The organism is Bacillus sp. FSL R5-0523 (assembly GCF_037975295.1).
GTDB classification, from domain to species: Bacteria; Bacillota; Bacilli; order Bacillales; family Bacillaceae; genus Bacillus; species Bacillus subtilis.
The window spans coordinates 149,966-162,500 of record NZ_CP150251.1 but is presented as its reverse complement, the minus strand read 5'-3'; the positions used below and the strand labels follow the sequence as shown (position 1 = coordinate 162,500).

General features: G+C 43.6%; 13 protein-coding genes and 2 rRNA genes (1 of these 15 only partly in view). 2 read left to right on the top strand and 13 right to left on the bottom strand.

From position 1 onward, the window contains the following. Positions 1-352: ribosomal RNA gene (locus NYE53_RS00945) — 23S ribosomal RNA — on the bottom strand; it reaches 2,576 nt to the left of the window's first position. A gap of 170 nt (positions 353-522) precedes the next feature. Beyond that, positions 523-2,072, bottom strand: a 16S ribosomal RNA gene (locus NYE53_RS00940). The 16S and 23S rRNA genes sit together here, the layout of an rRNA operon. Before the next feature lie 350 nt (positions 2,073-2,422). Between NYE53_RS00940 and pdaB the strand changes: the two genes are divergently transcribed. Then, positions 2,423-3,187: a polysaccharide deacetylase family sporulation protein PdaB gene (gene pdaB / locus NYE53_RS00935; RefSeq protein WP_339246746.1), complete on the top strand. Its 765-nt coding sequence runs from the start codon at positions 2,423-2,425 to the stop codon at positions 3,185-3,187. On the opposite strand, the gene kbaA is transcribed toward pdaB, so the two are convergent. Beyond that, a complete protein-coding gene (gene kbaA, locus NYE53_RS00930; protein WP_004399693.1) occupies positions 3,188-3,784 on the bottom strand; it encodes a KinB-signaling pathway activation protein in 597 nt (198 codons plus the stop codon). It lies immediately after the preceding gene. Positions 3,785-3,893: 109 nt separating this feature from the next. On the opposite strand from kbaA, the gene gerD reads away from it, so the two are divergent. Continuing rightward, complete coding sequence (gene gerD, locus NYE53_RS00925; RefSeq protein ID WP_003235126.1) at positions 3,894-4,451, top strand: spore germination lipoprotein GerD; 558 nt, start codon at positions 3,894-3,896, stop codon at positions 4,449-4,451. 35 nt (positions 4,452-4,486) lie between these two features. Here gerD and salA read toward each other — a convergent pair whose 3' ends face one another. The 10 genes from salA to NYE53_RS00875 all read right to left on the bottom strand — a co-directional run bounded on the left by salA (position 4,487) and on the right by NYE53_RS00875 (position 12,520). After that, the gene (gene salA / locus NYE53_RS00920; RefSeq protein WP_339246742.1) at positions 4,487-5,545 is read right to left on the bottom strand and encodes an iron-sulfur carrier protein/transcriptional regulator SalA; all 1,059 of its coding nucleotides are present in this window, start codon (positions 5,543-5,545) and stop codon (positions 4,487-4,489) included. Positions 5,546-5,640: 95 nt separating this feature from the next. Beyond that, the gene (gene cwlD / locus NYE53_RS00915) at positions 5,641-6,354 is read right to left on the bottom strand and encodes an N-acetylmuramoyl-L-alanine amidase CwlD (protein ID WP_015382599.1); all 714 of its coding nucleotides are present in this window, start codon (positions 6,352-6,354) and stop codon (positions 5,641-5,643) included. 59 nt (positions 6,355-6,413) lie between these two features. Continuing rightward, positions 6,414-6,857, bottom strand: a complete 444-nt coding sequence (locus tag NYE53_RS00910; protein WP_123374471.1) for a YbaK family protein — start codon at positions 6,855-6,857, stop codon at positions 6,414-6,416. Positions 6,858-7,042: 185 nt separating this feature from the next. Continuing rightward, positions 7,043-7,810 (bottom strand): class I SAM-dependent methyltransferase, encoded by a 768-nt coding sequence (locus tag NYE53_RS00905; protein WP_339246738.1) that lies wholly within the window; start codon positions 7,808-7,810, stop codon positions 7,043-7,045. A gap of 460 nt (positions 7,811-8,270) precedes the next feature. Next, a complete protein-coding gene (gene rpsI, locus NYE53_RS00900; protein WP_004399691.1) occupies positions 8,271-8,663 on the bottom strand; it encodes a 30S ribosomal protein S9 in 393 nt (130 codons plus the stop codon). Between the two features lie 20 nt (positions 8,664-8,683). Beyond that, positions 8,684-9,121 (bottom strand): 50S ribosomal protein L13, encoded by a 438-nt coding sequence (gene rplM, locus NYE53_RS00895; RefSeq protein WP_003241966.1) that lies wholly within the window; start codon positions 9,119-9,121, stop codon positions 8,684-8,686. A 161-nt stretch (positions 9,122-9,282) separates the two neighbouring features. Next, positions 9,283-10,026, bottom strand: a complete 744-nt coding sequence (gene truA, locus NYE53_RS00890) for a tRNA pseudouridine(38-40) synthase TruA (RefSeq protein ID WP_004399657.1) — start codon at positions 10,024-10,026, stop codon at positions 9,283-9,285. Between the two features lie 9 nt (positions 10,027-10,035). Further along, complete coding sequence (locus NYE53_RS00885) at positions 10,036-10,833, bottom strand: energy-coupling factor transporter transmembrane protein EcfT (RefSeq protein WP_029317183.1); 798 nt, start codon at positions 10,831-10,833, stop codon at positions 10,036-10,038. Beyond that, positions 10,830-11,699 carry an energy-coupling factor ABC transporter ATP-binding protein gene (locus NYE53_RS00880; protein WP_339246735.1) on the bottom strand — a complete coding sequence of 290 codons (870 nt, stop codon included), beginning with the start codon at positions 11,697-11,699 and terminating at the stop codon, positions 10,830-10,832. Before NYE53_RS00880 ends, NYE53_RS00885 begins: the two co-directional genes overlap by 4 nt. Beyond that, positions 11,675-12,520, bottom strand: coding sequence for an energy-coupling factor ABC transporter ATP-binding protein (locus tag NYE53_RS00875; protein WP_004399689.1), 846 nt, complete (start codon positions 12,518-12,520; stop codon positions 11,675-11,677). Before NYE53_RS00875 ends, NYE53_RS00880 begins: the two co-directional genes overlap by 25 nt. Positions 12,521-12,535 lie beyond the last annotated feature (15 nt).

The following is a 12,535-nucleotide window of genomic DNA, read 5'->3' as shown; positions in this document are numbered from 1 at the left end:
CCAGACCTCTTCATCTACCTCGTTCCTTTGTAACTCCGTACAGAGTGTCCTACAACCCCAAGAGGCAAGCCTCTTGGTTTGGGCTGATCCCGTTTCGCTCGCCGCTACTCAGGGAATCGCATTTGCTTTCTCTTCCTCCGGGTACTTAGATGTTTCAGTTCCCCGGGTCTGCCTTCTCATATCCTATGAATTCAGATATGGATACCACTCCATTACGAGTGGTGGGTTTCCCCATTCGGAAATCTCCGGATCAAAGCTTGCTTACAGCTCCCCGAAGCATATCGGTGTTCGTCCCGTCCTTCATCGGCTCCTAGTGCCAAGGCATCCACCGTGCGCCCTTTCTAACTTAACCGTTAAAAAGAATCACTATGTGATATCTTGTGTTACTAATTGAATGTGATGTCTACTGTTATCTAGTTTTCAAAGAACACGTTTCGAAGGAATGATCCTTCAAAACTAAACAAGACAGGGAACGTTCTGTTTATAAGACCCAAGGTCTTATATTCCGTATAATATCCTTAGAAAGGAGGTGATCCAGCCGCACCTTCCGATACGGCTACCTTGTTACGACTTCACCCCAATCATCTGTCCCACCTTCGGCGGCTGGCTCCTAAAAGGTTACCTCACCGACTTCGGGTGTTACAAACTCTCGTGGTGTGACGGGCGGTGTGTACAAGGCCCGGGAACGTATTCACCGCGGCATGCTGATCCGCGATTACTAGCGATTCCAGCTTCACGCAGTCGAGTTGCAGACTGCGATCCGAACTGAGAACAGATTTGTGGGATTGGCTTAACCTCGCGGTTTCGCTGCCCTTTGTTCTGTCCATTGTAGCACGTGTGTAGCCCAGGTCATAAGGGGCATGATGATTTGACGTCATCCCCACCTTCCTCCGGTTTGTCACCGGCAGTCACCTTAGAGTGCCCAACTGAATGCTGGCAACTAAGATCAAGGGTTGCGCTCGTTGCGGGACTTAACCCAACATCTCACGACACGAGCTGACGACAACCATGCACCACCTGTCACTCTGCCCCCGAAGGGGACGTCCTATCTCTAGGATTGTCAGAGGATGTCAAGACCTGGTAAGGTTCTTCGCGTTGCTTCGAATTAAACCACATGCTCCACCGCTTGTGCGGGCCCCCGTCAATTCCTTTGAGTTTCAGTCTTGCGACCGTACTCCCCAGGCGGAGTGCTTAATGCGTTAGCTGCAGCACTAAGGGGCGGAAACCCCCTAACACTTAGCACTCATCGTTTACGGCGTGGACTACCAGGGTATCTAATCCTGTTCGCTCCCCACGCTTTCGCTCCTCAGCGTCAGTTACAGACCAGAGAGTCGCCTTCGCCACTGGTGTTCCTCCACATCTCTACGCATTTCACCGCTACACGTGGAATTCCACTCTCCTCTTCTGCACTCAAGTTCCCCAGTTTCCAATGACCCTCCCCGGTTGAGCCGGGGGCTTTCACATCAGACTTAAGAAACCGCCTGCGAGCCCTTTACGCCCAATAATTCCGGACAACGCTTGCCACCTACGTATTACCGCGGCTGCTGGCACGTAGTTAGCCGTGGCTTTCTGGTTAGGTACCGTCAAGGTACCGCCCTATTCGAACGGTACTTGTTCTTCCCTAACAACAGAGCTTTACGATCCGAAAACCTTCATCACTCACGCGGCGTTGCTCCGTCAGACTTTCGTCCATTGCGGAAGATTCCCTACTGCTGCCTCCCGTAGGAGTCTGGGCCGTGTCTCAGTCCCAGTGTGGCCGATCACCCTCTCAGGTCGGCTACGCATCGTCGCCTTGGTGAGCCGTTACCTCACCAACTAGCTAATGCGCCGCGGGTCCATCTGTAAGTGGTAGCCGAAGCCACCTTTTATGTTTGAACCATGCGGTTCAAACAACCATCCGGTATTAGCCCCGGTTTCCCGGAGTTATCCCAGTCTTACAGGCAGGTTACCCACGTGTTACTCACCCGTCCGCCGCTAACATCAGGGAGCAAGCTCCCATCTGTCCGCTCGACTTGCATGTATTAGGCACGCCGCCAGCGTTCGTCCTGAGCCAGGATCAAACTCTCCGATAAAGTAGTTTGACTGACTACGCACATCGCTGTGCGATTTATAAAACTGAATTAACAGGTACGTTTTGTCTTGTTTAGTTTTCAAAGATCATTACCGCCGCTTAACGAAGCAGCTTTATTACTATAACATTTAACTTCTTTTAAGTCAACAACTTTTTTCAAAGTACTTAATGAAGCTTTTAGTTGATGTCAGCTGTTTATCAGCGACGAATAATAATATATCACGGATATTATCAAAAGGTCAACACCCAATTTAGGCTGTATGTGAAGAGACATTTTATCGGTTATATTCAATTGTCCATGCTCATAAGATGTAAAACAAGAATGATGGACAAGATAAGGAGGCATCATCAGTGAATCACTTCTATGTGTGGCACATTAAACGGGTAAAACAATTAATTATTATACTTATCGCCGCATTTGCAGCTGCCAGCTTTTTTTATATCCAAAGAGCTGTTCCGCTTCCCGTGTTTTCAACTGACACCGGACCTAAAGCCATTTATAAAGGAGAAACAGACTCTAAAGATATTTCACTTACTTTCGATATCAGCTGGGGTGATGAGAGAGCAGAACCGATACTTAATACTCTGAAAGCAAACGGGATTAAAAACGCAACGTTTTTTCTTTCCGCTTCTTGGGCAGAACGCCATCCCGACACAGTGGCCCGTATCGTAAAGGACGGACATCAAATCGGGAGCATGGGCTACGCTTATAAAAACTATGCCAATTTAGAGAGCAGCGAAATAAAAAAGGACATGAACCGTGCGCAAACAGCCTTTGAAAAGTTAGGGGTCAAAGACATACAGCTATTAAGACCCCCTACCGGCCAATTCAATAAGAATGTTCTAAAGGTCGCAAAGCAATACAATTATACAGTCGTTCATTACAGTGTGAACTCTCAAGACTGGACAAATCCCGGAGTTGAAAAAATCATCGACAATGTGACCAAGCAAGTTTCCGGTGGAGACATTATTCTTTTACATGCCTCCGATTCGGCAAAACAAACAGAAGAAGCATTGCCTGATATCATCCATCGGCTGAAAGAAAAAGGATTAAAAAATGTAACCGTGGGTGATCTCATCGCAAATTCTGATGCCAGATCCGCAGAGGTAAAGTAATTACTTTGCTGCAAACTTCGGCAGCATAAGCAATTGGAAGGCATTACATGCCATTAACGGAAAAAGCATTAAATAAAGCCAGTCCTCATCATTTACTCTTAATGCAGGGAACCATTCTAATGCGGTAATCACAACCATCAAAAACAACGATGACACAAATGTTTTCTTAGAGGACTGCTTTTGCTTTATATAAGCTGTAATCACTCCAAAGATCAATAAAAACACCGGTAACCACGCATACCCAGCCAGCGATTCTCCGCTCTCTCCAAAAAATAAAAAACGCACGTACATTAAATCAAAAGCAACAAACAGGATGAAAAACAACTGCAGCAAATTCCACAAAGAGGAGGACCTTAATATCTCAAGCGCAAACCGATGGACTGTTAAAAACACGAAAAAACCCATTTGGCTGATCACACTGAAAATCATGCCTACACCGATAAACCAAAATAAAACAGAGAAAATCTGTCCCGCTTCAAATGTCAGAAACAGCCCTCTATATTCTCCCCATTTTAAAGCAAAACCCACAATACTCGTGATAAGCGCCCCGACAGCTAAAATAGAAAAGAAAAAACGAACTAAACCACGGCTTTTCATTTCTTTATTCATCCCCTCAAAAATCGCGAACAGCGATATTTTGTTATGTATAATTCCAAACAGATGAATCATATTAAAGGTAAGACAAGTATGTGAAAGGAGCTTAAGCATGTCAAAAGCCAAAACGCTATTGATGAGCTGTTTTTTATTATTATCTGTAACAGCTTGCGCTCCAAAAGACCAAGCAGCGGATATGGACTATGATCAGACCAAAAAAATGGTTGTTGATATATTAAAAACTGATGATGGAAAGAAAGCTATTAAGGAATTATTAAATGATGATGCCATGAATGAAGCGCTGGTGATTGACCAAGATGCAATTAAAGGAACAATAGAAAAAACACTCACATCTAAAAAAGGTGAAGAATTTTGGAAAAACATCTTTGAAGACACTGATTTTGCTGAGGGCTTTGCCAAAACTCTTCAAACAGAGCATGAAAAAGTGATTAAAAAGCTGATGAAGGATCCAGATTACCAGAAGATGCTGATGAGCGTTATGCAGGATCCCGGCATGGATAAAAAGTACAGCCAGCTGGCAAAAAGCCAAGAATTCCGCAGTTATTTAGAAGAGGTTATTAACGAAACACTTTCTAGTCCGCTTTACAAAAAACAGTTCGAAGATGAACTGAAAAAAGCAGCAAAAGACACGGCCAAAGAAAGTGAATAAAGGGAAAGCCGGGATCTGGAATCCCGGTTCACCTTTTATACCTGCACTGATATTTTTGCATCTATTTTTTTTGCGATGTCCTGATATATTTCTCCGATTGGATGATTTTCGTCATAAACAGACGGAGCAAATTGGTCCTTATCCCAATCGGGCTGTTTCAATGGGATTCTGCCGAGTAAAGGCACGTTTAGTTCCTCAGCCAGTTTATCTCCTCCGCCTTTTCCAAACACATATTCTCTTTCCCCTGTCTTTGCACTTTCATAATAAGCCATGTTCTCTATAACACCCACGACCTCATGATCGGTTTTAATCGCCATAGAGCCCGCTCTGGCCGCGACAAAAGCAGCTGTCGGATGTGGCGTAGATACGATAATTTCTTTGCAGCTCGGAAGCATTGTATGTACATCGAGAGCAACGTCCCCTGTACCAGGCGGAAGATCAAGAACAATATAGTCTACTTCTCCCCACTCTACTTCATGGAAAAAGTTATTCAGCATTTTGCCGAGCATCGGCCCTCTCCATACGACCGGGGCATTTTCTTCTACGAAAAAGCCCATTGACATGACCTTTACTCCAAAGCGTTCAACAGGAAGAAGTTTCTCTCCTTCAATTGTTGGACGCACAGTGATACCCATCATGTCCGGCACACTGAACCCATAAATATCCGCATCAATTAAACCAACCTTTTTCCCTAGACGAGCCAGAGAAATAGCTAGGTTTACTGACACAGTTGACTTGCCTACGCCGCCTTTTCCACTTGCTACAGCAAGAAAGACTGGCGGGTTATCCATATTTAATAATGTTTTTTTCTCAGCTGACGGCTCCCGGAATTTAGCAACCGTTTCTTCAGGCAGCTCTTCAAATCGAAGGCCGACTGTCTCAGCTCCTGCCCCTTTTAATACGTTTACGATCTCTTGCTGAATCTGCATTTGTTCTGCAGTTCCTGTTTTTGCAAGAGCGACTTTTACACTGATATGCCGTTTTTCAGGCTTTATTTTAATTTCCTTAACGGCATCCAATTCTCCCAGAGGTCTTTGAAGAAAAGGTTCGCGCATTTCTCCGACTAGTTTTCTTACTTCATCTTCTCTTATCATCGAACCTCACCCTTTTGTGTATTCGTTTACAATTATTATTATATCATACATAAATGGCGGGTGTCTTATGCTTAGAACCACAAGAAAACCCTCCATTACTCCGGAGGGTCTCCTTTTTCTGTGAAATATCGCAAAATGCCTTTATATATGGAAGATGCCACCTTGTCTTGATATTTCGGTTTACCGAGCAACGTTGCTTCACTTGGATTGGATAAAAATCCGACTTCTATAAGCGCCCCCGGTTTGGTGACGTTTTGCATTAAGTAGATACCATGAATCCGCTTTGCTTTCCGGGTTGTGTTTTCCAGATTTCTTCTAAGCTCATCCTGGATGTATTTTGCGACTTTCTCATTTTCCGCATATTTCCCGTAATAAAAGCTTTGGGCTCCGCTCCATTTTTGTGACGGAATCGCATTAAGATGAATGCTGATATAGAGCTCCGCCTCTGAATGGTTTATTAATTTGACTCGTTGTCTTAGATCCTCAGCTTTTCGTCGACTATAGCCTTTTGTTCCTTCTGGAGCAAGATCAGTATCACTTTCTCTGGTCATGATAACAAGCGCTCCTTGTTCTTGAAGATAATCCCTGACTCTAAAGGCCACTTCCAGGGTAACATCCTTCTCTAACAGCTTTCCGCCGACTGCTCCGCCGTCAGGCCCGCCATGACCTGGATCTAGATAAATGATTTTACCGCTCAAGGGCAGGCTCCACGGCTTCCAAGAGTCGTTATTGCTGAACTGATATTTGAACAGAAATAGTAATACGATGAAGCCTAGCAAAAAACCGAGCCATTTAAGCTTTTTCCTCATCCCTTCCCCTCCCGCTTGTCCGTTATTACATAACTATGGGACAGGGCCGGGAAATATGATTATCGCATGCGAAGCTTACACTGTTTTTCTCTTTGAACAAACCCCGCTGTCCACCAATCTTTAATGAACTTGCGTGCCGCTTCATAAACCGTGTTTTTATCAAGTGTTGAGTATTGCTCGTGTATCCAATTATAGAGATAATCAAAAAACTCCATACGTAGCTCTTCTTCTTCTCTTGCAGAGCGGGCACTGATACTTTTCATGGATTCTCCGTAATAGCCGAATATCCCAAAACGCCCGCCTAACAAATAAGCTTCAATCGCAAAATCAATACAGCCTTCAGTAATAATATCTCGTTCATCATGTAAAAATGGAAATAATGGTTCCAAACAATCCTTAACAGACTGGATAATTTGTCTCAGAGAGAGTTCTTTGAGCAAGTTCTTTTCTAATTCAAAATCCTTTTGGCGTTTCACATCCATAAAAGACAGTACTTCTGCCATATAAATTCACTCTCCTTTTACCGATTATTTTGAGGTTTGGATGATGAAACAATGCCCGAATTCGGTTGGAAATTCGCCCAAATGAAGGTGTAAAATCGATAAAAAATCAACTTTCTGCAGGGTCGGGAACAAACGTTCTGTATTTAGTTATGAAAAAAGCAGCCCCTCTAACAGGTCGCTGCTTTTCATACTTTCACGCTTCTTGTTGCAGAATATGTATGGATATATTGGTCTAATACAAACCCGCCTTTATCTTCATAAAAACCAGTAACGATAAAACCGGCATCAATTTGGCCTTTGATTTGGTCTTCTAAGGAATGGCCGAATTCCAGAGCCTCATTATTTTCGATCAGTTTTTTCACTTTATGTTTCGGAAGATCTTCTGGGTCAGCGTATGGAATGGAGTGTTTTACTTTTAAAACACCTTGCTGTTCTAATTCTGTATCAAACAGAAATACAACAGGATTGACAAAACCCGAGATTAGAATGCCGTTCCTTTTCAACACACGGTGCGCTTCCTTCCATATCGGGAGGACATTCTCAACAAAAACATTGGCAACAGGATGTACAATGACATCAAATGATTCATCATTAAATACACTTAAATCGTCCATGCTTCCTTTGACAGTGTGTATCGTGAGACCATCTCGCTCAGCAACCATTCTATCCTGATTCAGCTGTTTTTCTGAGTTATCTAATACGGTGACATCCGCGCCTGCGGCTGCCAAAACTGGACCCTGCTGGCCGCCGCCTGATGCTAAACAGAGTACTTTCAGACCTTTGACCGGCGGAAACCAATCCTTCGGTACATCTTTCATTGGCGTTACCCTTATATCCCAATTGCCTTTTTTTGCTTGTTCGATAACCTGCTGCTCAGCAGCAACAGTCCATTCATTGCCTGTTTCTACTTTTTTATCCCAGGCTTTGCTATTATGAGCTACTAACGCATTCATGAATCTTCTCCTTACTTTAATGTATAGAGTATAACAAATATTTCTAGATTGATATCGCTTTCCCTTTGCATATTTAGAAAAAAGTTCATAAAAACGCAAAAAAATCACAAAGGAGATATGTGATTTATATCATCAGATTTACTTTTACTTCGTTACATAAAGCCATTAGCAATGAGAGCTATTGTTTCTCCGGGTTAATCAGCAGTGAACTTTAACGGATGAGATACAGTGGTTAAATGGAGCTGGGCTGTCGACATAACGATAATAAACATTGACCGAACTTCCAATTGAATAAAAATGAAAGCTATCATGATTTTTACAGTGAGACCGTTTATAAACAAACAATTTGTTTAACCCCGTCAAGCGTCCATTCAGTGTTATTTTTATGCGGAGCTGGCTACGTTATATTAAAAGAAAAAAGCTCCCAACCCAAGGTCGAGAGCTTTTTGAAAACGTAAAATTAACGTTTTGAGAACTGAGGTGCACGACGAGCGCCTTTAAGACCGTATTTTTTACGTTCTTTCATACGAGCGTCACGAGTCAGAAGACCTGCACGTTTAAGAGTTGTACGGTATTCTGGATCTGCTTCAAGCAAAGCACGAGCGATACCGTGACGGATTGCTCCAGCTTGACCAGATAAGCCGCCTCCATGTACGTTTACTAAAACATCATAAGTGCCAGCTGTTTCAGTCAAAGTTAATGGTTGTTTGATATCTTCGATTAAAGCTGCAGATGGGATGTGTTCGCTGATTTCACGATTATTAACGACGATACGGCCTTCTCCTGGAACTAAACGCACACGCGCTACAGAGCTTTTACGACGGCCAGTACCGTAATATTGAACCTGTGCCAAATTGGTAACCTCCTTTTTAATTAACCGCGAAGTTCGTAAACTTCAGGTTTTTGTGCTTCGTGTGGATGCTCAGAACCACGGTATACGTTCAATTTTTTGAACATTTGACGACCTAGAGAACCTTTTGGAAGCATGCCTTTGATAGCAAGCTCAAGCATTTTCTCAGGGTAGTTTGTACGCATTTCAAGAGCAGTTCTTGATTTTAATCCGCCTGGATGTTGAGTGTGACGGTAGTAGATTTTGTCAGTTAACTTTTTACCAGTTAACTCGATTTTTTCAGCGTTGATGATGATCACATGATCTCCAGTATCAACGTGTGGTGTGTAAGTTGGTTTGTGTTTTCCGCGAAGGATAGCTGCAACTTCTGAAGAAAGACGACCTAAAGTCTTGCCAGCAGCATCAACAACTAACCACTTGCGTTCAATAGTACTTGCGTTAGCCATAGGTGTTGTACGCATTGAATTTCCCTCCTAAATGATCTGTCATTTTCAATAAACTTCGATTACGTTCTATTTCACAACACAATAAGTTCCGGGGCTTATCGTGGGGTTGAAATACATACCATATGATATCTTATAACTTTATGCAGACTCTGTCAAGAAAATATTATACACCTGGTTTAGTTGTCATAGTAAACGTTCCATAAATATAGCCCGTGCCCCGGCGCTGTGCGCCCTGCCGCTTCGCGATCCTTTGCTTCCAGCATGGATTTCACCTCATCGGGAGAAATTTTTCCAATACCTGCATCAAGCAAAGTACCCGCAATAATTCTGACCATATTATATAAGAAACCGCTGCCTGTGATCCGCATTTGCAGGCCATCAGCCGTCTCAGTCCAATCAAGTTCGTAAATCGTTCTTACCTTGTCCTGCACTTCTGTTTTAGCCGCGCAAAAGCTCGTAAAATCATGTGTCCCTATAAGATGCTTTGCCGCTTCTCTCATGTCCTGCACATTAAGGCGATATGAAAAATGGTAAGCGTAATGCCGTTTAAATACGTCCGGGTGTTTCTCCGTGTATACAAAGTAGCGATATTCTTTTTTGACTGCGCTAAATCGTGCATGGAACCCATCATCCGCAATTTCTGCCTGTTTGACTGCGATATCGTCCGGAAGCAGTGCATTTAAGGCATATGGCCATCTCTCAGCCGGGATAGACAGCGGAGTGTCAAAATGAATCACCTGTCCGGCTGCGTGAACCCCGCTGTCTGTTCTTCCAGACGAAACGACCGGAATTCTGTCTTTTGACTTATGCAGGACAGCCAAAGCCTTCTCCAGTTCATCCTGAACCGTTCTTTTGCCCGGCTGAACCTGATAACCGTTAAACAAATGTCCGTCATAAGAAATCGTGCATTTCAGTCTCATACAGCACCTCTAAGCCCTTAAGAAAAATAACAAAGCAGCTAATACAATTAAGCTGACAATGACAGAAGTGTCTTTTCCTGTCCATACAAGCTTTCTATATTTCGTACGTCCTTCTCCGCCTTGATAGCCTCTTGCTTCCATTGCCACCGCAAGCTCTTCGGCGCGTTTAAATGCGCTGACGAAGAGCGGGACAAGAAGCGGGACAATAGCCTTCACTCTATCTTTGACAGGCCCGCTTGTAAAATCAACGCCTCGCGCCATCTGAGCCTTCATGATTTTATCTGTCTCCTCCATCAGTGTCGGAATAAACCGTAAAGAAATTGACATCATAAGAGCCAGCTCATGAACAGGAAGCTTTAATTTTTTCAATGGGTTCAGCAGCTGCTCCATTCCATCGGTAATCTCAATCGGTGTGGTCGTTAGCGTTAATAAGGTTGTGATTAAAATCAAATAGACGAATCTAAGAGAAATGAATATCCCCTGAACCAGACCGCCCTCATAGACTTTGAAAAAACCTATTTGAAAGATAATCGGTCCTTCATGTGTCATAAGGATGTGAAGAAGGAACGTAAAAAGGACAATCCAGATGATTGGCTTCAGCCCTTTCATTAAAAAAGAGAAAGGAACTCTTGTTAAAGAAACGACGCCAATTGTAAATAAACCAAGCAACGCATATGTCTGAACATTATTGGCTAAGAATACAATGCAGACAAATAAAAAGATCGTGATCAGTTTTGTTCTGGGGTCTAGCCGGTGCACAAGTGAAGTCCCCGGTACATACTTGCCGATAATCATGCTGTCCATCATAAAGTCTTCTCCCCCTGAAAAAGAGCACGGATTTCAGCAGCGGCATCTTCGATTGTGAGCATAGGCTCATTAAATCTCACACCCAGTACAGCTTCAAGGTGTCTTTGGAATTTTATTGTTTCAGGAAGATCCAGCCCCCAGCCGGCCATCTCTTCACCCTTTAAAAACAGATCCCGCGGACTGCCTGATGCTTGTATCGTTCCTTTATGCATAACAATCATTTCATCAGCGTATGCAGCTGCATCCTCCATGCTGTGTGTCACAAGGATCGTCGTCAGGTTCCCACGTTGATGAAGCTCATAAAACATGTCCATAATCTCTTTTCGACCTCTTGGGTCCAATCCTGCAGTCGGTTCATCCAGAACAAGCACTTCAGGGTCCATTGCAAGTACGCCGGCAATTGCAACTCTGCGCATTTGTCCCCCGCTTAATTCAAAGGGTGACCTGTCCAAAAGCTCTTCTGATAAACCTACAAGCTGCAGCATCTCTCTCGCTTTTTGTTCAGCATCTTCTTTTTTAACACCAAAGTTCATCGGTCCGAATGAAATATCTTTAAGAACTGTTTCTTCGAATAATTGATGCTCAGGAAATTGGAAAACGATTCCGACTTTTTTACGAAGTTTTTTCAGATCTTTATTCTTTTTCCCTGCCTGAATGACAGTGCTGCCTAGTGATATCTGTCCCTTCGTCGGCTTCAGGAGACCATTTAGGTGCTGAAGAAGAGTGGACTTGCCAGAGCCTGTATGCCCGATAACGGCTACGTAGCTTCCTCCTTTAATCGATGCATTGATATCATACAGTGCTAGGCGCTCAAACGGCGTCTTCATCTGATAACGATGCTCTACATCTTTGATTGTAATGTCCACAGCTCTTTCACCAGCCCTTCCTGAGTCAAATGGTTTTCTTCCAAAGCCAGTCCATTTTCTCTTAAAAGCTGGCTAAGCTGGAATGAGAAGGGTAAATCAAGCCCAATTCGAACAAGTTCTTTATTCAATTTAAAAATCTCTTCAGGCGGCCCTTCAGCATATTTTTTACCGCCATTCATGACAATGATCCTGTCTGCTTTTGCTGCCTCATTCAGATCATGTGTAATGGATATGACAGTCGCCATGCCCTGCTCTTTTAAATGTCTTACCGTTTCAAGCACTTCTTCTCGCCCGATCGGATCAAGCATGGATGTTGCTTCATCTAAGATAATAATATCAGGACGTGCGGCAATAACCCCCGCAATCGCAACTCTCTGCTTTTGGCCTCCGGAGAGATGGTGCGGCTCTTGATCGAGAAAATCTTGCATATTCACCTGTTTTACTGCCCAGTCTACTCTCTCAATCATTTCTTCCCGCGGTACACCATTGTTTTCTAAACCAAAAGCCACATCATCGCGAACAGTCGTTCCGACAAATTGGTTATCCGGATTTTGAAAGACCATACCTATCTTCTTACGCACTTCCCAAACAGATTCCTCTGTCAATTGAATCCCGGCAACCTCAATGTCGCCTGATTCAGGAAGAATTAAACCATTCAATGCCCGGGCCAGTGTTGATTTCCCTGAACCGTTATGACCTACGATTGCAAGCCATTCACCCTCATACACCTGCAGGGAGACGCCGTCTAGTGCTCGTCTTTCTGCGTCCTTCCGATATCGAAATACGATATCCTCTACCGATATCAACTGATTTTGATTCATGGAAAACCGGCCTCC